The organism is Streptomyces sp. NBC_00009 (genome assembly GCF_045040855.1).
Classification (GTDB): domain Bacteria; phylum Actinomycetota; class Actinomycetes; order Streptomycetales; family Streptomycetaceae; genus Streptomyces; species Streptomyces aureus.
In genome coordinates this window covers 1302113-1325999 of the sequence record NZ_CP108312.1, presented here as the reverse complement: position 1 = coordinate 1325999, position 23887 = coordinate 1302113, and the positions used below count along the sequence as shown (strand labels likewise).

Annotated in this window: 21 protein-coding genes; 16 read left to right on the top strand and 5 right to left on the bottom strand. The window is 71.0% G+C overall.

Annotation, left to right across the window (positions count from 1 at the left end):
• Positions 1-2: 2 nt before the first annotated feature.
• On the top strand, positions 3-647 hold the full coding sequence (locus OHA58_RS05980; protein WP_405477127.1) for an amino acid ABC transporter permease: 645 nt from the start codon (positions 3-5) through the stop codon (positions 645-647).
• Entirely contained in the window at positions 644-1513 is an 870-nt protein-coding gene (locus OHA58_RS05975; protein ID WP_405477125.1) for an amino acid ABC transporter permease, read from the top strand. The genes OHA58_RS05980 and OHA58_RS05975 overlap by 4 nt, the downstream gene beginning before the upstream one ends.
• 54 nt (positions 1514-1567) lie before the next feature.
• Here OHA58_RS05975 and OHA58_RS05970 read toward each other — a convergent pair whose 3' ends face one another.
• Positions 1568-3142, bottom strand: a complete 1575-nt coding sequence (locus tag OHA58_RS05970; RefSeq protein ID WP_116508085.1) for an alpha/beta fold hydrolase — start codon at positions 3140-3142, stop codon at positions 1568-1570.
• 143 nt (positions 3143-3285) lie between these two features.
• A complete protein-coding gene (locus OHA58_RS05965; RefSeq protein WP_405477123.1) occupies positions 3286-4044 on the bottom strand; it encodes a hypothetical protein in 759 nt (252 codons plus the stop codon).
• Between the two features lie 103 nt (positions 4045-4147).
• Between OHA58_RS05965 and ggt the strand changes: the two genes are divergently transcribed.
• The 3 genes from ggt (at position 4148) to OHA58_RS05950 (ending at position 8248) form a co-directional block, all read left to right on the top strand.
• Complete coding sequence (ggt, locus tag OHA58_RS05960) at positions 4148-5971, top strand: gamma-glutamyltransferase (RefSeq protein ID WP_405477121.1); 1824 nt, start codon at positions 4148-4150, stop codon at positions 5969-5971.
• Positions 5972-6110: 139 nt separating this feature from the next.
• Positions 6111-7379 (top strand): M48 family metalloprotease, encoded by a 1269-nt coding sequence (locus tag OHA58_RS05955; protein WP_405477119.1) that lies wholly within the window; start codon positions 6111-6113, stop codon positions 7377-7379.
• Positions 7380-7549: 170 nt separating this feature from the next.
• Positions 7550-8248, top strand: coding sequence for a glycoside hydrolase family 75 protein (locus tag OHA58_RS05950; RefSeq protein WP_405477118.1), 699 nt, complete (start codon positions 7550-7552; stop codon positions 8246-8248).
• A 21-nt stretch (positions 8249-8269) separates the two neighbouring features.
• Here the strand turns inward: OHA58_RS05950 and map are convergent, their stop codons facing one another.
• Positions 8270-9037 (bottom strand): type I methionyl aminopeptidase, encoded by a 768-nt coding sequence (gene map, locus OHA58_RS05945; RefSeq protein WP_405477117.1) that lies wholly within the window; start codon positions 9035-9037, stop codon positions 8270-8272.
• A gap of 60 nt (positions 9038-9097) precedes the next feature.
• Here map and OHA58_RS05940 point away from each other — a divergent pair, with 60 nt between their 5' ends.
• The 9 genes from OHA58_RS05940 (at position 9098) to OHA58_RS05900 (ending at position 20018) form a co-directional block, all read left to right on the top strand.
• Complete coding sequence (locus OHA58_RS05940) at positions 9098-9349, top strand: helix-turn-helix domain-containing protein (RefSeq protein ID WP_227298150.1); 252 nt, start codon at positions 9098-9100, stop codon at positions 9347-9349.
• Positions 9350-9632: 283 nt separating this feature from the next.
• A complete protein-coding gene (locus OHA58_RS05935; protein WP_405484808.1) occupies positions 9633-10976 on the top strand; it encodes a hypothetical protein in 1344 nt (447 codons plus the stop codon).
• A 174-nt stretch (positions 10977-11150) separates the two neighbouring features.
• A complete protein-coding gene (locus OHA58_RS05930; protein ID WP_116508073.1) occupies positions 11151-11993 on the top strand; it encodes a nitrilase-related carbon-nitrogen hydrolase in 843 nt (280 codons plus the stop codon).
• A gap of 47 nt (positions 11994-12040) precedes the next feature.
• Complete coding sequence (locus tag OHA58_RS05925) at positions 12041-13327, top strand: aspartate aminotransferase family protein (RefSeq protein ID WP_405477114.1); 1287 nt, start codon at positions 12041-12043, stop codon at positions 13325-13327.
• 51 nt (positions 13328-13378) lie between these two features.
• Entirely contained in the window at positions 13379-14926 is a 1548-nt protein-coding gene (locus tag OHA58_RS05920) for a PucR family transcriptional regulator (protein ID WP_405477112.1), read from the top strand.
• Between the two features lie 102 nt (positions 14927-15028).
• On the top strand, positions 15029-15871 hold the full coding sequence (locus OHA58_RS05915; RefSeq protein WP_405477110.1) for a nitrilase-related carbon-nitrogen hydrolase: 843 nt from the start codon (positions 15029-15031) through the stop codon (positions 15869-15871).
• Positions 15872-15896: 25 nt separating this feature from the next.
• Entirely contained in the window at positions 15897-17303 is a 1407-nt protein-coding gene (hydA, locus tag OHA58_RS05910) for a dihydropyrimidinase (protein WP_405477108.1), read from the top strand.
• 16 nt (positions 17304-17319) lie between these two features.
• Positions 17320-18339: a TIGR03842 family LLM class F420-dependent oxidoreductase gene (locus OHA58_RS05905; RefSeq protein WP_405477106.1), complete on the top strand. Its 1020-nt coding sequence runs from the start codon at positions 17320-17322 to the stop codon at positions 18337-18339.
• A gap of 158 nt (positions 18340-18497) precedes the next feature.
• Positions 18498-20018 carry an NCS1 family nucleobase:cation symporter-1 gene (locus OHA58_RS05900; RefSeq protein WP_405477104.1) on the top strand — a complete coding sequence of 507 codons (1521 nt, stop codon included), beginning with the start codon at positions 18498-18500 and terminating at the stop codon, positions 20016-20018.
• Here the strand turns inward: OHA58_RS05900 and OHA58_RS05895 are convergent.
• The gene (locus tag OHA58_RS05895; protein ID WP_405477102.1) at positions 20015-20674 is read right to left on the bottom strand and encodes a hypothetical protein; all 660 of its coding nucleotides are present in this window, start codon (positions 20672-20674) and stop codon (positions 20015-20017) included. The two genes, OHA58_RS05900 and OHA58_RS05895, sit on opposite strands and share 4 nt — an antisense overlap.
• A 154-nt stretch (positions 20675-20828) precedes the next feature.
• Positions 20829-21833: a carboxymuconolactone decarboxylase family protein gene (locus OHA58_RS05890; protein ID WP_405477100.1), complete on the bottom strand. Its 1005-nt coding sequence runs from the start codon at positions 21831-21833 to the stop codon at positions 20829-20831.
• Between the two features lie 200 nt (positions 21834-22033).
• Here OHA58_RS05890 and OHA58_RS05885 point away from each other — a divergent pair, with 200 nt between their 5' ends.
• Together OHA58_RS05885 and OHA58_RS05880 are read left to right on the top strand one after the other, a co-directional pair.
• Entirely contained in the window at positions 22034-23197 is a 1164-nt protein-coding gene (locus tag OHA58_RS05885; RefSeq protein ID WP_405477098.1) for a sensor histidine kinase, read from the top strand.
• Positions 23194-23877 carry a response regulator gene (locus OHA58_RS05880; RefSeq protein WP_405477096.1) on the top strand — a complete coding sequence of 228 codons (684 nt, stop codon included), beginning with the start codon at positions 23194-23196 and terminating at the stop codon, positions 23875-23877. Before OHA58_RS05885 ends, OHA58_RS05880 begins: the two co-directional genes overlap by 4 nt.
• Positions 23878-23887 lie beyond the last annotated feature (10 nt).

Sequence of the window (23887 nt, the reverse complement as noted above, 5' to 3'; positions counted from 1 at the left end):
CCGTGGACGTACTGACCAGCAATTTCTCCACCTTCGCCAAGGGGTTCCTCGGGACGGTCGAACTGACCGTCTACGCCTCGGTCCTCGCGCTCGTCCTCGGCTTCGTCATGGCGTCGTTCCGGGTCGCGCCCGTCGGCTCCTTCCGTGTCTTCGGCACGGTCTGGGTCAACATCCTGCGCAACACCCCGCTGACCCTGCTGTTCTTCGCGGTACTCCTCGGCCTGCCGCGCTTCGGAATCGTGCTGCCCTTCAAGGTGTTCGCGATCCTCGCCCTCGGCTGCTACACCTCGGCGTTCATCTGCGAGGCCCTGCGCTCCGGCATCAACACCGTGCCGAGGGGACAGGGCGAGGCGGCCCGCAGCCTCGGCATGACGTTCGGCCAGACGCTGTCGATGGTCATTCTCCCGCAGGCCTTCCGGTCGGTCATCCCGCCCGTCGGCTCGACCCTCATCGCCCTCGCCAAGAACTCGGCGATCGCCGGCGCCTTCAGCGTCAACGAGCTGCTCGGCACCTACAAGACCCTCAGCGAGCTGGGCTACAACATCATCTGGACGTTCTTCTGGATCGCCGTCGGCTACCTGATCATCACCCTCACCATCAGCGCGATCTTCAACGTGCTCGAGAAGCGCTGGGGAGTTCCCCGATGAAAGCTCTGGCCCACGACGCGACGGCCCTCTACGACGTACCGGGACCGAAGACCGAGCGCCGGCACCGGCTGTACGGGGTGCTGTCCACGCTGATCCTGCTCGGCCTGCTCGCCTGGATCTTCTACCTCCTGTTCGACACCGACCAGTTCACGTACACGAAGTGGATGCCCTTCGAGTACAAGGGCATCCAGGAGCTGCTCCTGCGCGGGCTCGGCAACACACTGAAGGCCTTCGCCATCGCCGCCGCGCTCTCGCTCGTGCTCGGGACCGTCCTCGCGGTGGGGCGCCTGTCCGACCACCGGCCGGTGCGCTGGCTCGCCACGCTCGTCGTGGAGTTCTTCCGTGCGATGCCCGTCCTGGTGATGATCTTCTTCATCTTCGTGGCGCTGAAGGTCCAGCCGCTGCCCGCCCTCGTCGCCGGGCTCGCCCTCTACAACGGCTCGGTCCTCGCCGAGGTCTTCCGCTCCGGCGTCAACTCCGTCGAACGCGGCCAGGGCGAGGCCGCGTTCGCGCTCGGCATGCGCAAGACCCAGGTCATGACGCACGTCCTCGTGCCGCAGGCCGTACGCGCCATGCTGCCCGCCATCATCAGCCAGCTGGTGGTCGCCCTGAAGGACACCTCGCTCGGCTATCTCATCACCTACGATGAGTTCCTCCACGCCGGGAAACTCATCGCCTCGAACCTCGACTACGATTTGCCTTTCATCCCCGTGGTGATGGTGATCTCTCCGATCTACATCGGGATGTGCATGCTGCTTTCGTGGTTCGCCCAGTGGGTGTCCAAGCGCCAGCGGCGCAACCCCAAGGTCGAGGCGGCCGAAGTCGCCCCGGCCGAACCGGGGACGCTGCTGCCGGGGGTGCAGTAGCAGGGGCTCCTTGCAGAGACCACAGGGCCCTGCCCGCCCGGCAGCAGCCGGAGATCACTGCTCGCGCAGGGGGATCGACACGTATGACGGGTCGTCCTTCGGCGAGGAGAAGGTCAGCTGCGCGCCGGTCGGGTTGTGCTCGATATAGAGCGGGTCGACCGTGTCGACGACCAGGGCGAGCCGGTGCCCTGCCGGGACGTCGTAGGCCGTGGAGAACAACTCCAGGTCCACGCCGAACGGAGCACCGGGTGTCTTGCCGTGGAAGGTGTACGGCGCGTTGCTGACCAGCTTGCCGAGGCCGAGCGGGCCCACGTCGTAGAGGTACGCGACGAGGGTTCCGCTCTCCTTGGTCGGGGTGAGCGTCGTGTGCAGCTTCGCCGTCCCGCGCACATGCTGTTCGGACGTGTACTTCTCCGACTGCCACACGCCCGCCCAGCGGCGCGGCAGCAGCGGCACCGAGGCCGTCGGGGGCAGCCGCAGGAACTGGTCGAGGATGTTCGAGAGTTCCAGGAGCCCGCCGTTGGCGCCCGAGTCGACGTTCGTGTGGATCGTGGTCGTGCCCGCGAGGGCGATCTTCTTCTTCGTCGCGCCGACCGACTTCCAGTCGGGGTAGCTCTCGTACGCGCCGGTGGAGCGGGACTTGATGCGGACGGGGAGCTCGCGGTCGACGCCGTTGTCGTCGCCCTTGAGGTAGTGGTCGAACCAGCGGTGCGTGTCCTCCCACGTGTCGTTGGGCAGCCCGAGCAGTCCGGTCGCCTCGGCCGTGGCGTGGTCGCCGGGGCGGAACTCCAGGCGCTTGGGCGTGGTCAGTTTCTCGTAGAAGTCCGCGTACTGGTTGGGCGGGAAGATGGTGTCGCCCCAGGCGTTGCCGAGCAGGATGGCGGCGCCGTTCTTGTTGATGCTGTCGAGGTACGTCTCGGGGGAGCGCTTCTTGCCCCACGCGATCATGTCGTCCTCCTTGGCCAGGTTCGAGCCGAGGAAGTCCTTCATGACCTGCTGGAGTTCGGGGCTCGGGCGGCCCGTGAGATAGCCGGCGCCGGAGAGCAGGGCGGCGGCCTGGAAGTGCTGGGTGCGGCCCGAGTAGATCGAGTCGATCAGGTCGCCCCAGCCGCTGAGCGCCGCCACGGCCTTGATGCGCTTGTCGTGCCCCGCGGCGAGCAGGCTGATGCCCGCGCCGTAGGAGACGCCCGCCATGCCGACCTTGTCCGGGTCGGCCTGGGTGTTCGCGAGGGCCCAGTCGATGACCTTCGAGGCGTCCTCGATGTCCTCGGGGCCGCCGACCTCGATCTCGCCGCCGGACTGCCAGAAGCCGCGCGAGTTGTAACTCACCACGACATAGCCGGAGTCGGCGAGCTGCTTGGCCTGGGCGAGGTACTCGATCTGCGGCACGGCCCAGCTCGTGGGGAGCACGACGACCGGGTATCTGCGCGAGGTGTCGGAGGGGGCTACGACGTTGGCCTTGAGGACCGTTCCGCCGGCGCCGCTGATGTCGACGAAGCGCACGCCCGGCCCCGGCGCCGCCTGCGCGGCGGGGGCCAGGCCGAGTGCCGCCCCGGCGATCAGGGTCGCGGACACGGCACCAACAGTGGTCGTACGCAGCGCTCTGCGCGGGTGTCGCGGGTGTCCCACGGGTCACTCCTCACTCGTGTCAGTGCAAAGTGACCCGACGGTAACCGTGGCGCCTTACCGTAGGTAACCCGTCGGTAAGTTACGTACGGGTAACGATGTTTTGTTGTTCAACGGCGCCCGCCGTACGGCAGGTCAGGGGCGGGTCACTTCGCCCGGTGCGAGGAGGCGCGGGGCGTCGCCGCCGGGGCCGGCGCCTGGGCGGCGCGGGTGACGTCACCGACCAGCTCGACCACATCGGGGCCGTACGCCTGGGAGTTGACGACCTTCAGGAGGAGCGCGAACGCGTTGCCGCCGTGCTTGCGGGCCAGGCGCTCGTGGTGGCGGGCGAGATAGCGGGTGGCCGCCTGGTTGGTGACCGGCAGCTGGCCGCAGAAGAGGAAGACCGGGCGCGAGTCCTGCCCCTGGCCCGCAGTCAGCCGAGCGAGCAGTACGTACTCCGTGATCCCCGGCTCCAGGCGGTAGCGCTCGCTTCCTATCTGGAACGCGCCGCGGTCGGGGCCGGGTTCCGGATCCGTGTTGACGCGGACGCCCGGCAGAAGACTGTGCATATGGGCGGCCATCCGGCGGTTCGACGCCGGTCCGCCCACGCAGAACTCCGTGCGCTCCCCGAAGCCCTGCTGGGCCGTGTCGTGCGCGACGACCTGCGCGTGCGCCCCGCAGTCCTTGATGATCGCCGAGAGTTCGAGCAGGGCGAAGACGTCGTGACGCTTCACCGTCAGCTCGGGGCCGCCCGCGTCGCGATTGACCACGAGGAGCGACTCGGAGTTGTCGGGCAGCCCGAAGAAGGCCTGCCTGCGGCGGAGTTTGCGCTTCCACAGGTAGGTGCGGGCGAGCCAGCCAAGGGCGGCGCTGATCCCGGCTGCGATCACGCCGAGGACGATGTTGCGCACGTCTTCAGTCATGGGGGCGCATGCTAGCGGGCGGACGGATCCTTGTTCGAGGGGGTCATGACGGCTCGCGGAAGTGAAGTTACGCTGCGCAGAAGGCTGTTGACTGGAGGTACGGATGAGACGTCCTGTTGCGCGGAATCTGCGGAATCTCTCGGGTTTGGCCGTTGCAGCAGCAATGGTGACGGTTGGGGCGGCCACGCCCCCTTCATCCGGCTCGTCCGACGCGCCCGCGCAGAAGGTGCCGCTGGCCGTCGGTTACGGCGGCGCGGTCTCCAGCGTCGACGCGGACGCGTCCGCCGCCGGCATCGAGGTCCTGCGCAAGGGCGGCAACGCGGTCGACGCCGCTGTCGCCACGGCGGCGGCGCTCGGCGTCACCGAGCCGTACTCCGCGGGCGTCGGCGGGGGCGGCTACTTCGTGTACTACGACGCGAAGACCCGCAAGGTGCACACGATCGACGGCCGCGAGACGGCGCCGCTCACGGCCGACTCGGGGCTGTTCCTGGAGAACGGCAAGCCCCTCGACTTCAACGACGCGGTGACGAGCGGCCTGAGCGTCGGGACGCCGGGCACGCCCGCCACCTGGCAGACCGCGCTCGACACCTGGGGCAGCGAGCGGCTCGGCTCGGTCCTGCGGCCCGCGCAGAAGCTGGCGCGGGACGGGTTCACCGTCGACCCGACGTTCCGCTCCCAGACCGAGGCGAACCAGGCGCGGTTCAAGGACTTCCCCGCCACGGCGAAGCTGTTCCTGCCGGGTGGCGCGCTCCCCGTGGTCGGCTCCACGTTCAAGAACCCCGATCTCGCCCGCACCTACGAGGAGTTGGGGCACGACGGCGCCGGCGCCATCTACCGGGGCGACATCGGCGAAGACGTCGTACGCACCGTGAACAAGCCGCCCGTGGACCCGGCGTCCGGCCGGGTCGCGCGGCCCGGCAAGCTGTCCGTCAAGGACCTCAAGGCGTACGGGGCGAAGCTTCAGGCCCCGACGAAGACCTCGTACCGGGGGCTCGGCGTCTATTCGATGGCGCCGTCGTCCTCGGGCGGGACGACCGTCGGCGAGGCGCTCAACATCCTTGAGCGGACGGACCTCTCGAAGGCCACGCAGGAGCAGTATCTGCACCGTTACATAGAGGCGAGCCGGATCGCGTTCGCGGACCGCGGGCGCTGGGTCGGCGACCCGGTCTTCGAGGACGTGCCGGCGAAGGAGCTGCTCTCGCAGCGGTTCGCGGACTCGCGTGAGTGCCTCATCAAGGACGACGCGGTCCTGACGAGCCCGCTGGCGCCGGGCGACCCGCGCCACCCGGGCGCGTGCGGCAAGCCGGGCGACAAGGCTGCCCCGACGACCTTCGAGGGCGAGAACACGACCCATCTGACGGTCGCCGACAAGTGGGGCAACGTCGTCGCGTACACGCTGACGATCGAGTCGACGGGCGGCAGCGGCATCACGGTCCCCGGGCGCGGCTTCCTGCTCAACAACGAGCTCACGGACTTCTCGTTCGCGCCGGCCAACCCGGCGGTCCACGACCCGAACCTGCCCGGGCCCGGCAAGCGCCCGCGCTCGTCGATCTCCCCGACGATCGTGCTCGACCGGCACGACCAGCCGGTGGTGGCCCTCGGTTCACCCGGCGGCGCGACGATCATCACGACCGTCCTGCAGACGCTGACCGGCTTCGTCGACCGCGGTCTGCCCCTGGTGGACGCGATCGCGGCGCCCCGCGCCAGCCAGCGCAACGCGGCGGCGACGGAGCTCGAACCGGGCCTGTGGGACAGCCCGTTGAGGGCCGACCTGGAGAAGCTCGGCCACGTCTTCAAGCAGAACCCGGAGATCGGCGCGGCCACGGGCGTGCAGCGTCTGAAGAACGGCAAGTGGCTCGCGGCGGCCGAGAAGGTACGGCGCGGCGGCGGCTCGGCGATGGTGGTGAGGCCGGCCTCCGGCGGCTGACCGTACGAACGCGCAGGCGGAACAGGTGCCGTGAGGTGCCTCCCCAGGGTTTACGCTGCGGCGTCGCGTGATCGTCCCGAACACGCCGACGTGACAGTGCGGCCCTGGGGAGGGGCTGCCCGACGAGGGGGCCTCGACGGTGCTCAGCGCCACGGAACAGACGATTCAGCCATGCCCGCAGTGCGGCACCGAGATCCGGACCGACCGACGGTTCACCACGTGGTGCGCCGCGTGCGACTGGAACGTCGACCCGGTCGGGCCGGAGACGCGGCCGGGCCGCCTGGAGAGGGCGCGGCGCAGACTCGCCCAGCGGTACGGGGAGCGGCTGCTCGCCGAGATGAGCGCGGGGACCCCGCGGCGCCCCCGACGTGACGTCGCGGGCGTCCTCGCTCACGCCATCGCCCTGTGCGTGCACGGAGTGACCGTCGCCATGGCCGTCGGCGGTGCCCTGCTCGTCGTGCTCGGCTGGGGCGGAGCGCTGCCCGTGCTCGGGGCGTTCCTGCTGGCCCTCGCCTGGCTTCTGCGGCCCCGGTTCGCGAAGCTCCCCGACGACGCCCCCGTGCTGCACCGCGCCGACGCACCCCGGCTGTTCGCCCTGATCGACGAGGTCGCCGCCGTCGCCCCGACCGGTGACGTGCACGCCGTGGCGGTCACGGCCGATGTGAACGCGAGCGTGTACCCGTACGGGATCCGGCAGCGCCGTCTGCTCACCCTCGGGCTCGGGCTGTGGGAGATCACGGCGCCCCAGGAACGCGTCGCGCTGCTCGGGCACGAGCTGGGCCACTACGCGCACGGAGACACGCGCCACGGCGTGATCATCGCCAACGCACTGCGCTCCCTGGATTCCTGGCGCTATCTGGTGACGCCCATCCGGAACCCGGGCGCCATCGAAGTAGCCATGAACGCCCTTTACCTGCTGCCCTTTCTCGCCGTCCAGGGTGTGACGATGCTCCTCGACCAGCTGACGCTGCGCGCCGCGCAGCGCGCCGAGTACCTGGCGGACACGACCGCGGCCCGGGCCGGATCCACCGAAGCCGCGGTGGCCCTCATGGACCGCCTCCTCGTGGCCGACTCCGCCGAGGCCGTGCTGCTGCGCGAGTCCAACGCCCGCCAGGTGCGCGGCGGCGGGGCGTCGCGCGAGGAGGCCGCGCGGGACCTGTGGGACCGCCTCGCGGCCCACGTCGAATCGATACCCGAGAACGAGTACGAGCGCCGGCGCCGCGCCGCCGCCCTGCACGGCCACAGCGTCGACACGACCCACCCGCCGACCCACCTGCGCCGCGCCTGCCTCCTCGCCGCGCCGCCCGTGCCGGCCGCGGTCACGGCCGACGCCGAGGCGGTGGCGGCGATCACCGCCGAACTGGCCGACGCGCGGCTCGAGTTGGCGCGGCACGTCGTACGCGGCTGACCCTACGTGGCGAGAGGGGCCCGTGGGTTCCGCTGGTTGATGTGCGATCGACGTCAACTGGCGGGAGCCGCGGGCCTCTTGGCGTATTCGAGGGGTTGACAGGTACCTGCGGTGACGCAAGATTTGGGGCCCGAAGGTAAGGAAACTTTCCTAACAGAAGGGTCCCCCACGTGCGTACTCGAACGCTCGCCCTCACCGCCTCCGCCGGGGCCGCGCTGCTCGCGACGGCTCTGCTCCCCACGAACGCCACCGCCCGCGAGAGCGGCCCCCAGCGCGCCCAGGAGGGCACGGTCAGCGCGGCCGACCTGCTCGCCAAGGTCACGTCCTGCTCGCAGATATCGAACGGCAAGTACCGCACCGACGAGGAGACCTCGGCGACCGTGCCGGTCTGCGGCAAGAACGGCGCGGTGTTCTGGAAGGCCGACATGGACATCGACTGCGACGGCCGGATCACCACGCAGTGCAACGCCGACACCGACCCCTGGTTCCAGGACGACACGGCCTTCCACCAGTCCGACGGCAAGCCGCTGAGCGCCGAGAAGCTCCCCTATGTCGTCGTGCCCAGCTCCAGCGGCATCTGGAACTACGCCGGAGCCGGCATCAAGGGCGGCGGCGTCGTGGCCGTCATCTACAACAACAAGGTCGAGTACGCGGTCGTCGGCGACACCGGCCCGGACAAGATCATCGGTGAGGCGTCCTACGCCACCGCGAAAGCCCTCGGCATCGACCCGGACCCGGAGACCGGCGGCACGGACTCCGGCGTCACGTACATCGTGTTCAAGAACAACCAGACGTCCCCGATCGAGAGCCACGGCGCGGCGGTGACCCTCGGCGACTCCCTGGCGAAGAAGTTCCTCCAGGACAACTGAGCCGGCGTCGGCGCCTCCCGTTCACAGCGCCGTCAGGATCCGTGGCCCCGCGTCCGTGATGGCCACCGTGTGTTCGGCGTGGGCGGCGCGGGTGCCGTCGCTCGTGCGCAGGGTCCAGCCGTCCGGGGCCGCGTAGTAGTCGTCCATGCCTCCGGCGATCACCATCGGCTCGATCGCGATCACCATGCCGTGCTTGAGGCGCATGCCCCGGCCCGCCCGTCCCTCGTTCGGGACGGGCGGGTCCTCGTGCATCTTGCGGCCGATGCCGTGCCCGCCGAAGCCGTCCGGGATGCCGTATCCCTCCGCCCGGCACACCTTGCCGATGGCGTGGGCGATGTCCCCGATCCTGTTACCGACGACCGCCGCCGCGATGCCCGCCGCGAGCGCGCGCTCCGCCGTCTCGATGAGGTGTACGTCCTCGGGGCGCGCCGTGCCGACCGTGAAGCTGATCGCGGAGTCCCCGGCCCAGCCGCCCAGCTGGGCGCCGAAGTCGGCCGAGAGCAGGTCTCCGTCGCGCAGCCGGTACCCGTCGGGGATACCGTGCACGATCGCGTCGTTCACCGACGCGCACAGGACCGCCGGGAAGGGCGTGGGCGCGAACGAGGGGTGGTAGCCGAGGAAGGGGGAGCTCGCGTCGGCCGCGCGCAGGATGCCGTGCGCCACCGAGTCCAGCTCCAGGAGCGAGACCCCTACGGCCGCCTTCTCGCGAACCGCCGCGAGCGCCTGGGCCACGACCCGGCCCGCTTCCCGCATCTCGTCGATCGATGTGTCTGTCTTGAGTTCCACCATGCCAATTACAATACCGGTATTTGAATGGGGTTCCGCAAGTTTTGCCGGTAGGCTGGGGGCATGGTCCGAACCCCCCTGACCCCCGAAGAGCGCGAGCGCGGTGAGCGGCTCGGGCTGCTGCTGCGCGAGGCCCGGCGCGGGCGGAGCATGGTCGAGGTCGCCGCGAGCGCGGGTCTGTCCGCCGAGACGCTCCGCAAGATCGAGACCGGCCGTGCGCCCACCCCCGCCTTCTTCACGGTCGCGGCCCTCGCCCGGACCCTCGGCCTCTCCATGGACGAGATCGTGGCGAGCTGCTCACCGGTGACCGTCTAGGGCGTGTCCGGCGGATCATGGCCGGGGCCGCGACGCCTGGCACGGCACCTCGCCGCGTTGCCGAAACGCCCGAATAGCTCCGCTATTAGGACGCTCCGGCGCCTTGCGATGCACCGCACCAGCCGCCGCGACCTATCCGACCCTGATCCGCCGGAGACGCCCTGGCTACGGCGAGTGAGGACGGTGCCACTGCGGAAAAGCGCCCGTAGCGCCCTCGAAACACGGAGGGTGTTTTCTTCCGAACCGGAAGACTCCACTCTGCGGAGGGATCGGGCGGCGTGTGATGGAAGTGGAACAACTCCCTGACCAGGTCCGGGAGTTCGCGGTGTACCTGCGGAACCTCCTGGCCCGGCTCGACCAGGACGCCGGCTGGTGCGGCATCTTCTGGCAGCGCGACCCCGACGGGATGAGGGTCTGCCTCACCGGCGCCGAGGTGCCTCCCTGGGATGTCGTGGAAGCCCTGCTCCAGGATCTGGGCGTGGGCGGGCAGTTCTACGAGACTGAGGTCGAGGCCGAGGCCGTACGGGCCCGAGCCCTGCACCGCGCCTCGCTCACCGCCTTCGACGCGCGGCCCGGCGGCCGTGACCTGCTCGGTGACCGGCTCGACGTGATGCTCCGCGAGCAGCGCTACGCCGCCGAGCGCCAGGTGGAGCTGGCCCAGCTTTTGCACACGGCCGCCACGCGCGAGCAGGCGGAGGCGATGCGCCTCGACCTGGCCTGGGCGCGCGACGACCACGAACGCGCGACGGCCCGCTGCGCGGAGCTCCACCGGAGGATCGCGGACCTGGACCGCCAGCCACCACCGTCACCCCTGCCCGTACCGCAGCAGCGCCCGCAGCCGGCGCCGCCCGACCCCCCGGAACGCTCCAAACCGCCCAAGGAACGCAAGCGCCGCCCCCGCGGCAGCGCCCGTTTCGCCGGAATGCTCGACGAGGCCGCGCTCGACGAGGCCGCGCCCGCCGACGACACGCCCCTGCCCACCGCCCTCGCCTTTGACGGCCCGTTACGGGACTCCGCCGCGAGCCCCCGCGGCGCCCGGTTCGCCGGGGCCGCCGAAGGGGAGGCGACGGCACCGCCCGCCCCGCAGCACCTCGACAGCGAGGCGCGCCCCGCCATCGCCGCCTGCGTCGGCACCCTCCTGCGGCTGCGCGCCGAGGGCCGCGGCGGGGAGGCGCACGGCGTGCTCGTCGAGGCCGCCCACTGGCCCGCCGCCCGATTCCCGCTGTTCGCCGCCGAGTTGAACCGCGCGGGCCTCGGCGCCGACTGGGCGACCCTGCTCTGGGAGACGGCCTCGCTCCCGGCCGACCTCCTCGTGGCCGCCGCCGACGCGCTCGCCGCCGCGGGACGCACCGCCGACGCGCAGCAGATCCTGCGCCAGGGAGTGGCCCGCCCCGCCACCGAGATCGGCGCGTCCGTGCTCCGTCTCACCGGCGAGGGCCGCCACCGCGAGACCCGCGCGCTCCTCGACGCGTACGTCCGCGTACGCACCCCCGAAGAGGCTGCCCGCAGCGTGCACGACGACCCCGGGCGCCTCGTCCCGCTGCTCGTCGAGGCGGCGCGCGGCGTGTCCGACGAGCGGTACTGGGACGTCGTGCACGCACTCAGAGTCGCCGGGTTCCACACGTAGCCCGGTCACTCCTCACCCGCACGGGTGCGAAACATGATCGATTCCGTCGGTTAACGGCGATGGTCTTGGCAAGGCCGCCGGTGAGGCTTACGTTCGTCCCTCTACGGCCTGTATCTACGGGCGTAGAGGCTCTCTGACGTCCCCCGGCGGGGGCAACAGGCAAAGGAGCGGCACATGGCCCACGTCGTACGCGCCGCGCTGGTCCAGGCGACCTGGACGGGCGACACCGAATCCATGATCACCAAGCATGAGGAACATGCGCGGGAGGCAGCCCGGCAGGGCGCCCGGATCATCGGCTTCCAGGAGGTCTTCAACGCCCCCTACTTCTGCCAGGTGCAGGAGGCCGAGCACTACCGCTGGGCCGAACCCGTGCCGGACGGGCCGACGGTGACCCGCATGCAGGCGCTGGCCCGCGAGACCGGGATGGTCGTCGTCGTGCCGGTCTTCGAGGTCGAGCAGTCCGGGTTCTACTTCAACACCGCGGCCGTGATCGACGCCGACGGCACGTACCTCGGCAAGTACCGCAAGCACCACATCCCGCAGGTGAAGGGCTTCTGGGAGAAGTACTACTTCAAGCCGGGAAACCTGGGCTGGCCCGTCTTCGAGACCGCCGTCGGCCGCGTCGGCGTCTACATCTGCTACGACCGGCACTTCCCGGAGGGCTGGCGCCAGCTCGGCCTCAACGGCGCCCAGCTCGTGTACAACCCGTCCGCCACGAGCCGCGGCCTCTCGGCGTACCTGTGGCAGCTGGAGCAGCCGGCCGCGGCCGTCGCGAACGAGTACTTCATCGCCGCGATCAACCGCGTCGGCGTGGAGGAGTACGGCGACAACGACTTCTACGGCACGAGCTACTTCGTCGACCCCCGTGGGCAGACCGTGGGCGACGCCGCGAGCGACAAGGACGAGGAACTCCTCGTACGGGACCTCGACTTCGGACTCATCGACGAGGTACGCCAGCAGTGGGCGTTCTACCGGGACCGCCGGCCCGACGCATACGAAGGGCTGGTGCAGCCATGACCACTGTCACTCGTGAAGGAGCCGACGAAGGGACCCGTGGAGCCGTGATGACCCCCGACCTGTACGCCCGTCACCGCGCCGTCCTGCCGGACTGGCTCGCCCTGTACTACGACCGCCCCCTCGAGATCACCCACGGCGAGGGCCGCCACGTCTGGGACGCCGCCGGGAACAAGTACCTCGACTTCTTCGGCGGCATCCTGACGACGATGACCGCGCACGCCCTGCCGGAGGTGACCAAGGCGGTCAGCGAGCAGGCCGGACGCATCATCCACACCTCGACCCTCTACCTCAACCGGCAGATGGTCGAACTCGCCGAGCGCGTCGCCTCGTTGTCCGGCATCCCGGACGCCCGCGTCTTCTTCACCACCTCCGGCACCGAGGCCAACGACACGGCGCTGCTGCTCGCCACCGCGTACCGCCGCTCGAACCAGATCCTCGCGATGCGCAACAGCTACCACGGCCGGTCCTTCTCCGCCGTCGGCATCACCGGCAACCGAGGCTGGTCCCCGACCAGCCTCTCCCCGCTCCAGACGCTGTACGTCCACGGCGGGGTGCGCAGCCGGGGCCCGTACTCCCAGCTGACCGACGCCCAGTTCATCGAGGCGTGCGTCGACGACCTGCGGGACATCCTCGGCCAGACACGTGGCGTCGCCGCGCTGATCGCCGAACCCATCCAGGGCGTCGGCGGGTTCACCTCGCCGCCCGACGGCCTGTATGCGGCGTTCCGCGAGGTGCTCCAGGAGCACGGCATCCTGTGGATCGCCGACGAGGTGCAGACGGGCTGGGGCCGCACCGGCGACCACTTCTGGGGCTGGCAGGCGCACGGGCAGAACGGTCCCCCCGACATCCTGACCTTCGCCAAGGGCATCGGGAACGGCATGTCCATCGGCGGTGTCGTCGCGCGCGCCGAGGTCATGAACTGCCTCGACTCCAACTCCATTTCCACGTTCGGCGGCTCGCCGGTGACGATGGCCGCCGGCCTCGCCAACCTCATCTACCTCCTCGAACACGACCTCCAGGGCAACGCCCGCCGCGTCGGCGGCCTCCTCATCGAGCGGCTGCGGGCCGTCGGCGCCACGACGGAGTGCGTACGAGAAGTGCGCGGCCGGGGCCTGATGATCGGCATCGAGCTGGTGAAACCCGGCACGGACGAGGCCGACCCGGACGCGGCGGCGCGCGTGATCGAGGCGGCCCGCGAGGGCGGACTCCTCGTCGGCAAGGGCGGCGGGCACAACACCAGCGTGCTGCGCATCGCGCCACCCCTGACGCTCACCGTCGCCGAGGCGGAAGAGGGCGCGGCCGTCCTGGAGCGGGCCCTGCACAGCGCCTGTTAGCCGAGGCAGCGGGTCTGCCAGCCGAAGGCAGTGCTAAAGAAGGGGCCCCCGATGACCGTCACCGCCGCCGAACACGCCCTGTCCGTACGGCAGATACTCGCCCTGGAGCGGATCGCGGCGGGGGACCCCGAGGTGGTCGCGGGGGCCGGTCACCTCGACCGGCCCGTGCGCTGGGTGCACGTCGCCGAGGCCGCCGACGTCGGGGTGATGCTCAGCGGCGGCGAGATGGTCCTCACCACCGGCGTCCTCCTGGCCGGGAACGCCCACGCCAGGACCGAGTACATCAAGTCCCTGCACCGCGCCGAGGCAGCCGCCGTAGTCCTCGGGCTCGGCCGTGCCTTCCCGTCACCGCCCGAGGACATGCGGCGCGCGGCCGAGCGGTACGGCCTGCCGATGGTCGTCCTGCACCGCCCGTTCCCCTTCGCCGAACTCACGGAGGAGGTCCAATCGAGGCTCGTCCGCAGGAAGTTCGCCGCCGTCAGCCTCTCCGAGGGCATCCGCACCGCGCTGACCGGACTCATCACGGCGGGCGCCCCGCTCCAGCGGCTCCTCGACGAGGTCGCCGCGCACAGCGGCTGCCCCGTCGTCGTCGCCAACCTCGCCCACCGTGTCCTCGCCACCGCCGGTGAGCGGTCCGCCGTGGACGACGTGCTGCGCGACTGGGAACGCATCGCGCGCCGGGCGGGCTGCGCCGACGGCGCCGACTGGTACCGCGCCGACCTCGACGGGCGCGGCGAGCGCTGGGGCAGCGTCGTGCTGTGCGGCTACCGGGGCGACGGCCCCACCGGACGGCTCCTCGCCGAACGCGCGGCCGAGGCCCTCGTCCTGCACCGCATGCTCGGCGGCGCCTCCCACACCTGGGAGGAGCAGTCGGCACAGAGCATCCTCACCGACCTCGTCTCCGGCGTCGTACCGGCCCGCCAGCTCCTGCCGCGGGCCAGGGCCGCCGGGCTTCCCGTCAACCGCCGCACCTTCGCCCCGCTCGTCGTCCGCGACGGCGACCCGGCCGAACTCGGCCGTGTACTACGCCTGTTGGGGCTGTCGGGGCTCGCCGCCGAACTCGCGGATGGGGCCACCGCCGTCCTGCTCAGCCTCGCCCGCGACCAGGCCGCCGGACCGCTCACCGAGCACTTCGCGGCCCGCCTGCGCGCCGGGGCGGGGGAGGAGCAGGTCGTCGTGGCGGCCGCCGAGCCGTGCACCGGCTGGGACGACGTGCCCGCCGGACTGCGCGAGGCGCTGCACATCGCGCAGGCCGCCGCCGGCACCCCGGACGTCCCGCCCGTCGTGCGCCTGCGCGACGTACGCCTGCGGGGCCTCGTACGGCTCCTGCGCGACGACCCGCACGTCCAGGCCTTCGCCGAACGCGAGCTGGACGGGCTCCTGTACGCCGACGACCCGGGCCTGCTGCCCGTGCTGCGGACCTATCTCGCGACCGGGCGCAACAAGTCGCGCACGGCGCAGCTCCACCACATGAGCCGACCCGCCCTCTACCGCAGGCTGGAGGCCATCGAGTCGCTCCTCGGCCTCGACCTCGACGACTTCGAGCAGGCCGCGTCCGTCCACATCGCCCTCCTCGCCCATGACGCGCAGAGAGGGTGACAGCGTGGAACGCAGTACGGCTCCAGACGTGACACGGTGCAACTCCGGTACGCGGCGCGGACTTCCTAGGCTCACGGCACACCGAGCGACCGGAGGTCCCCGATGAGCACCGTGATCCGCGCCGCGATCTTCCAGACCGCCTGGACGGGCGACAAAGAGTCCATGATCCAGGTCCATGAGCAGGCCGTCCGCGACGCCGCCGCGCAGGGGGCGAAGGTCCTCTGCTTCCAGGAGCTGTTCTACGGCCCGTACTTCTGCCAGGTGCAGGACGCGAAGTTCTACGAGTACGCCGAGGCGATCCCCGACGGCCCCACCGTCCGCCGCTTCCAGGCGCTCGCCGCCGAGCACGGCATCGTCCTCGTGCTGCCCATGTACGAGGAGGAGCAGCCCGGCGTCCTCTACAACACGGCCGCCGTGATCGACGCCGACGGCACCTACCTCGGCAAGTACCGCAAGACCCACATCCCCCAAGTGAAGGGATTCTGGGAGAAGTTCTACTTCCGGCCGGGCAACTCCGGCTGGCCCGTCTTCGACACGGCCGTCGGGAAGATCGGCGTCTACATCTGCTACGACCGGCACTTCCCCGAGGGCTGGCGCGCCCTCGGACTCGAAGGCGCGCAGATCGTCTTCAACCCGTCGGCGACCTCGCGCGGCCTGTCCGGCTACCTGTGGCAGCTGGAACAGCCGGCGTCCGCCGTCGCGAACGAGTACTTCGTCGGCGCGATCAACCGCGTCGGCCAGGAGGAGTACGGCGACAACGACTTCTACGGGACGAGCTACTTCGTCGACCCGGAGGGCCAGTTCGTCGGGGAGGTCGCCGGGGACAAGGAGCCCGAACTCGTCGTACGGGACCTCGACATGGCCAAGCTGCGCGAGGTCCGGAGTCGCTGGCAGTTCTACCGCGACCGCGCGCCGGGCGCGTACACGCCGCTGACCAACCCGTAGGCAGCGTAGACACGGAAGAGGGAGCATGAGCAGCAGCCGTACCGTCATCCGCGGCGGACTCGTCGTCACCGCCGCCGACGAGATCCACGCCGACGTACTCATCGAGGACGGGCGCATCGCCGCCCTCGCCGCGGCGGGCACCGACGCCGCGGAATCCTGGACCGCGGACCGGACGATCGACGCCCGCCAGAAGTACGTCATCCCGGGCGGTGTCGACGCGCACACCCACATGGAGCTGCCGTTCGGCGGCACCTTCGCCTCCGACACCTTCGAGACGGGCACCCGGGCGGCGGCCTGGGGCGGCACCACCACCATCGTCGACTTCGCCGTCCAGACCGTCGGGCACACCCTGCGCGAGGGTCTGGACGCCTGGCACGCCAAGGCCGACGGGAACTGCGCGATCGACTACGGCTTCCACATGATCGTCTCCGATGTGCACGACGAGACGCTCAAGGAGATGGACCTGCTCGTCTCGGAGGGGGTCACGTCGTTCAAGCAGTTCATGGCGTACCCCGGCGTCTTCTACTCCGACGACGGGCAGATCCTGCGCGCCATGCAGCGCTCCGCCGAGAACGGCAGCCTCATCATGATGCACGCCGAGAACGGCATCGCCATCGACGTCCTCGTCCAGCAGGCCCTGGAGCGCGGCGAGACCGATCCCCGGTATCACGGGGAGGTCAGGAAGGCTTTGCTGGAGGCCGAGGCGACGCACCGCGCCATCAAGCTCGCCCAGGTCGCGGGCGCGCCCCTCTACGTGGTGCACGTCTCGGCGCAGGAGGCCCTCGCCGAGATCGCCCGCGCCCGCGACGAGGGCCTGAACGTCTTCGGAGAGACCTGCCCGCAATACCTCTTCCTCTCCACGGACAACCTCGCCGAGCCGGACTTCGAGGGCGCCAAGTACGTGTGCAGCACGCCCCTGCGGCCCAAGGACCACCAGGCGGCCCTGTGGCGGGGCCTGCGCACGAACGACCTCCAGGTCGTCTCCACCGACCACTGCCCGTTCTGCTTCACCGGGCAGAAGGAGCTGGGCCGCGGCGACTTCTCCAAGATCCCCAACGGCATGCCGGGCGTCGAGAACCGCATGGACCTCCTGCACCAGGCCGTCGTCGACGGACACATCTCGCGCCGCCGCTGGATCGAGATCGCCTGCGCGACCCCGGCCCGCATGTTCGGCCTCTACCCGAAGAAGGGCACCATCGCGCCCGGCGCCGACGCCGACGTCGTCATCTACGACCCGCACGCCGAGCAGGTCGTCTCCGCCGAGACCCACCACATGAACGTCGACTACTCGGCGTACGAGGGCAAGCGGATCACCGGCCGCGTCGAGACCGTGCTCTCCCGCGGCGAACTCGTCATCTCCGAGCGGGAGTTCACGGGTCGCGCCGGTCACGGCGTGTACACCGCTCGCTCCACCTGCCAGTACCTGAACTAGAAACGTGGTGGATCCCATGGACTTCGGACTCGTCCTCCAGACCGACCCCCCGGCCTCCGGCGTCGTCTCCCTCATGCAGCGCGCCGAGCGCGAGGGCTTCACCCACGGGTGGACCTTCGACTCGGCCGTGCTGTGGCAGGAACCCTTCGTCATCTACAGCCGGATCCTGGCCGAGACGTCGCACCTGACCGTCGGCCCGATGGTCACCAACCCGGGCACCCGCACCTGGGAGGTCACCGCCTCCACCTTCGCCACCCTCAACGACATGTACGGCAACCGCACCATCTGCGGCATCGGCCGCGGCGACTCCGCGATGCGCGTCGCCGGACGCAAGCCCAACACGCTCGCCCGGATAAGCGAGGCCATGAAGGTCATCAGGGCGCTCGGCCGCGGCGACGAGGCCGACCTCGGCGGCACGGTGATCCGCTTCCCGTGGGTGCGAGACGGTGCCCAACTGCCCGTCTGGATGGCCGCGTACGGGCCCAAGGCCCTGAAGATGGCCGGTGAGGAGGCCGACGGGTTCATCCTCCAGCTCGCCGACCCGTATCTGACCCAGTACATGATCAAGGCCGTGCGGGCCGCGGCCGCCGGCGCGGGCCGCGACCCGTCCGAGGTGAAGATCTGTGTGGCGGCGCCCGCGTACGTCACCGCCGACGACTCGCCCGAGGCCCTCGCCCACGCGCGCGAGGAGTGCCGCTGGTTCGGCGGCATGGTCGGCAACCACGTCGCCGACCTCGTCACCAAGTACGGCGAGCACTCGTCGATGGTCCCCGACGAACTCACCGACTACATCAAGGCCCGCCAGGGCTACGACTACGCCCACCACGGCAGGACCGGGAACCCCGACACGGCGTTCGTACCGGACGAGATCGTCGACCGGTTCTGCGTCATCGGCACCGCACAGGACCACGTCGAGAAGCTGCGCGCCCTGCGGGACCTCGGCGTCGACCAGTTCGCGCTCTACGCGATGCACGACGCGAAGGAGGAGGTGATCGACGCGTACGGGGAGCACATCATTCCGGCGGTGAACGCCTGAGGCGATCCCGTGGGGAAACGCCTGAGCCCCATCTCGGTACACCCCGTCACCCCCGTCCTCCCTGCCAGGGTCCCCACCGCCCGCACCCGCACGGCCCGTTCGCACCTCCCCGCTGACTGAGCCGCGGCTCCTCCGGCTCCCGAACGAATGGCCTGCTCATGACCGACACCGCGCCACCCACGCTGCCCGCGGGCGGCGGCATCGACCTCAGCGCCGACGCCTACCCCTCCGACAGCCGCTACGCCAACGACGACCTGCGCCCCGTCCCTCTCGCCGAACGCCGCTGGACCACCTACAACTTCGTGGCCCTGTGGATCGGCATGGCCCACTGCATCCCGTCCTGGACCCTCGCCTCGGGCCTCGTCGCGCTGGGCATGGACTGGAAGCAGGCCGTCCTCACCATCGCCCTCGCCAACGTCATCGTGCTCCTGCCGATGCTGCTCACCGGGCACGCGGGACCCAAGTACGGCATACCCTTCCCCGTCCTCGCCCGCGCCTCGTTCGGCCTGCGGGGCGCCAATCTGCCCGCGCTGATCCGGGCGGCGGTGGCCTGCTGCTGGTTCGGCATCCAGACCTGGATCGGCGGGCAGGGCGTGTTCGTCCTGCTGGGGAAGGTCTTCGGCGGCTGGGCCGACGTGTCGAAGGTCGGCGGCTACCCGTGGACCCTGTGGCTGTGCTTCGTGCTCTTCTGGGTCCTCGAACTCGCCATCATCTACCGGGGCATGGACACCCTGCGCCGCTTCGAGAACTGGGCGGCGCCGTTCGTCCTCGTCGGCGCGGTCGTCCTGCTCGTGTGGATCGCGAACAAGGCGGGCGGCTTCGGCACGCTCCTCGACGAGCCGTCCAAGGTCGGCTGGGGCGCCGACTTCTGGAAGATCTTCTTCCCCGGCCTCATGGGCATGATCGGCTTCTGGAGCACGCTCAGCCTCAACATCCCGGACTTCACCCGCTTCGGCAAAGGACAGCGTGCCCAGGTCTGGGGGCAAACCCTCGGCCTGCCCACGACCATGACCCTGTTCGCCCTGATGTCCGTCCTGGTGACGTCCGGGTCCGAGAAGGTCTACGGCGCCGCGATCTGGGACCCGGTCGCGCTCGCCGGCAAGACCGACAACGTCTTCGGGCTGCTGTTCGCGCTCATCACCGTTTTCGTCGCGACCATCTCCGTGAACATCGCGGCGAACGTCGTGTCACCCGCGTACGACCTGGCGAACCTCGCGCCCAAGCTCATCAACTTCCGCACCGGCGCGCTGATCACCGGTGTCATCGGCGTCCTCGTCATGCCGTGGAAGCTGACGTCCACGCCCGAGCTGTACATCTTCACCTGGCTCGGCGTCGTCGGCGGACTGCTCGGCACGGTCGCCGGCATCCTCATCGCCGACTACTGGATCATCCGCCGCACGGTGCTCCATCTCGCCGACCTGTATCTGCCGAACGGCCGGTACTGGTACTCGGGCGGCTGGAACTGGAACGCGGTGATCGCCTTCGCCGTGGGCGGCGTCCTCGCGGTCGGCGGCTCGTACTCGACGGTCGACGCGAAGGGCGCCAAGCAGGGCCCGTTCCCGGTGGACGGCCTGATCCCGTTCCTCAAGCCGCTCGCGGACTACGGCTGGGCGGTCGGGCTCGGGTCCTCGCTGATCCTTTACGTGGCTCTGACCAAGGTGCGCGGGGCCCGGATTTAACCGGTCGGACTTGTTTTGCCGGTCAGCGCCGCCACCGCGTCCCCGGCCGCCTTCAGGGCGCCCTTGTAGATGCCGTCCGTCGCGGGCGCGCCGTGGGACTCGAAGTTGCTGCCGTTGTAATTGACGGTCACCAGGGCGTTGCCGGCCCTGACCGTCACCACGGCCTCCCGGGTGTTCTGCTTGTCGTGCGTGGTGAGGGCGACGGCGATCCTGGCCTCGTCACCGAGGCCGGGCGCCGCTTCGCCCTTGCCGCGCACGGCGAAGGAGGTGTTTGCCGCGGCGGCCGACTCCTTGATCTCGAAGGAGACGTCGAGCCAGCGGTAGTCGTAGTCCTTCAGCGCGCTCCACGAGCAGCCGCGGCGCAACGAACGGTCGGCGGCGGCCAGTTCCTTGCCCGCCGGGTCGGCCTTCGGCACCAGGTCCGTGACCGTGTTCGCCGTGACGGCGGAGCACGGCTCGGGCGGCTTGTCGTAGGCGCGGCTCGTCGCGGGCCCCGCCGACTGCGGGGCACGCTTCGACGAGGGCTGCGGGGCAGCGGCGGGCTGCCCGGACGAGTCCGCCATCGGGCCCGAGGTCCAGGCCCAGCCGGTGCACGCGAGCACCACGACCGGCAGGACCCGCACGGTCAGCGCGAGGGGGAGAGGGAGAGAACGCACGGCGTACGCCCCTTGTGCGAGGGGGAGGGGACGCCAGTGTCACACGAGTTGCCCCGTGACAACACCGCCCCCTTGCCCCTCATGCGTCTCACGCGCAGTTCAGTAAGCCCGCACCGCCGCGCCTTCACCCCAAAGGGGTCTTCCGCGTACGCGGTCAGGGCCTCTCCATGAGGGCAGGCAGGGGCAGGGCGGACTCGATACGGTCGATCGCGGCGAAGGCGCCGTACGCGATCAGATGGACCAGACAGTGATCGGTGAAGGGCGGCTTCAGCCAGGCCGCCACGTCCTCGTCGGTGATGCGGTACGGGGCGACAGCGGCCAGCACCGCGAGGCGCGCCCCGGGCCGCCGGTCGCGGTCGGGCAGCTCGTCCCAGGCGAGCGGCGGATGCGAGCCGTCCCAAGCGGCGACGGCCTCCTCGACCAGGGCCAGGTCGACGTCGTCGAGCAGTCCCGCGCCCGTGGACGCGGCGTCGAGCAGCGCGGCGTACGCCGGGCCCACGGGCGTGCCGGCCGCCCAGGCGGGCCCGGGGCCCGGATCGTCGAGCAGGGCGAGGCTCGCGCCCGGCACGTGGTCCCGGCGCACCGTCCGCGCCAGGCTCCGGCCCCCGAGGCTGCGCACGGGGCGCAGGCGCTGGGCGTTGCCGGGCAGCAGGTTCTCGGTGAGCAGGGCGGACACCACGCGGTTGATGAAGTGGAAGGCGAACGCGGTCCCGAGCTGCGCGGGGACCTCGGCACTCGGGAAGGGGAGCGGGGTGAGCCCGGGGGAGCCGGGGGTGCGGGTGGCGCGGCCCCAGTCGAGCACGCGCGCGTGCCGCTCGTCGGACGGGGCCTCGCCGCGCGCAAGGGACTCGGCGAGCGCGTGGTCGCCGGTGGCGTGCAGCAGCATGGTGTGCGCGTCCACGCAGAACGGGCACCGGTTCGCGAGCGACACCCCGGCGGCGACCAGCTCCCTGTCGGTACGGGTCCCCGCACCCGCGATCAGTGACTCCCGCATCAACGCCCAGGCGGGAGCCAGGAGTTCGGGGGCCGACGCCAGGACCACGAAGGTGGCGGCGCGCTCGATCCCGAAGTCCTCGCCGAGCTGCCGGTAGACCTCGGCCACGCGACCGGTGGCCGACTGCGGGGGTGGCGGGCTGGTGTAGCGGAACGTCCGTGACATCGGGTCCTCCTGGTGGCTGCGGGCTGCTTCCGGCTCGCCCCACAGTGGCCGGACGCGGCACCCTCACGCGTCGTACGCCGGAGGTGAGTCGGCGCTGCGCCCCGGAGGCCGAACCCGCCGCCCACTACTGCACAGGGAGTAGTCCAGGGGCGGTCCCCAGGGGTGACGCCGTTGTCGGCGGCCCAGGCTATGGTGCCGGCATGGAGGGGGACCGCAAGCGCCGCACAGGTCCGGTCGGCGCGGACCGCAAGGCCCTGATCGGCGACGTCACACTGGCCGTCGTCATCGGGGCGCTCGTCGTGGCCGCTGCGCTGGCCGACGGGGGAGTGACGGCGCTCGATGCCGTCCTGATCGCCGCGGGCTCGCTCACCCTCACCGCCTACCGGCGGGCGCCGCGCACGGTCCTCGCGCTCACCACGGCGTGTACTGCGGGCTACGTGCTCCACGCGGAGCCGGGCGCCCTCGCCGCGCTGCCCGTCCTTGCGGCCGTGCACACGGCGTCCCGTGCGGGGCACCGCCTGCTCGCTGCGCTGGCGGGCGCCGCGTTTCTCGTCGTGTGCGGCATGGCGGGACGGCCCCTGGAGAGCTGTCTGCTCCTCGCCGGCTGGTTCCTGTGCGCCGTCGTCACCGGGCTCGCCGACAAGAACTGGCAGGCGTATCTGCGTCAGACCGAGCAGCGCGCCCTGGAGGCGGAGCGCACCCGTGAGGAGGCCGCGCTGCGCCGGGCCGGGGAGGAGCGCCTGCGCATCGCCCGCGAGCTGCACGACTCGCTCACGCACAGCATCTCGATCGTCAAGCTCCAGGCGGGCGTCGCCGTGCATCTGGCGCGCAAGCGCGGCGAGGAGGTACCGCCCGCGCTGCTCGCGATCCAGGAGGCCAGCGGCGAGGCGATGCGCGAGCTGCGCTCCACCCTGGACGTGCTGCGGGCCGACGAGCCCACGGGAAGTCCGGCGCTCCTCGTGGAGCGCGCCCGCTCGGCCGGCCTCGACGTGGAGCTGGTGGTGACGGGCTGCGAGCGGCTGCTTCCGACGGCCCTGGACCGTGCCGCGTACCGCATCGTCCAGGAGTCGCTGACGAACGTCGCCCGGCACGCGGGCCCGACCGGGGTGACCGTACAACTCGCCTATGAGGAGAACGAGTTGCTGATCTGTGTCGAGGACGGTGGCGCCGCCGACCCTGCGCGCCCGCCGGTCTCGGGCAACGGACTGAAGGGCATGGCCGAACGTGTCGCCGCGCTCGGCGGAACCCTCCACGCCGCGCCACGCCCCGAGGGCGGCTTCGCGGTGCGGGCCCGGCTTCCTGTGGAGGGTCCCGCTCAACTCCCGTACAAAGATGGGGATATGGCGGAGAGGGTGGCCCGATGAGTGGCGGTGGGCGTCCCGTGATCCGGGTCGTGCTCGTCGACGACCAGGCGCTCATGCGCGCCGGGTTCCGCGCCCTCCTGGAGGCCGAGGACGGCATCGAAGTGGTCGGCGAGGCGGCCGACGGGGAGCAAGGGGTCGCCCTCGTGAGCGAGCACGTGCCCGACATCGCCCTCGTGGACGTCCAGATGCCCGTGATGAGCGGCATCGAGGCGACCCGCCGGATCGCCGCCGACCCGCGCCTGAGCGGCGTACGCGTCGTCATCCTCACCAACTACGGCCTGGACGAGTACGTCTTCGACGCGCTGCGCGCCGGGGCGTCCGGCTTTCTGCTCAAGGACACCGAGCCCGAGGACCTGCTGGCCGGGATCGAGGTCGTGGCCCGCGGGGACGCCCTGCTGTCGCCGGCCGTGACGCGCCGCCTCATCGGCGAGTTCGTGTCCCGGCCACCCGACCGCTCCACGCCGCCGGGCCTGGAGTGCCTCACGCGCCGCGAACGCGAGGTGACCGCGCTCGCGGCGCGCGGCCTGACGAACGAGGAGATCGCCGCCCACATGGTCGTCAGCCCGTTCACGGCCAAGACCCACGTCAGCCGTGCGATGACCAAGCTCGGCGCGCGCGACCGGGCCCAACTCGTCGTGTTCGCCTACGAGTCGGGCCTGGTCGCGGCACGTACACGGTGACGCGCGTCGC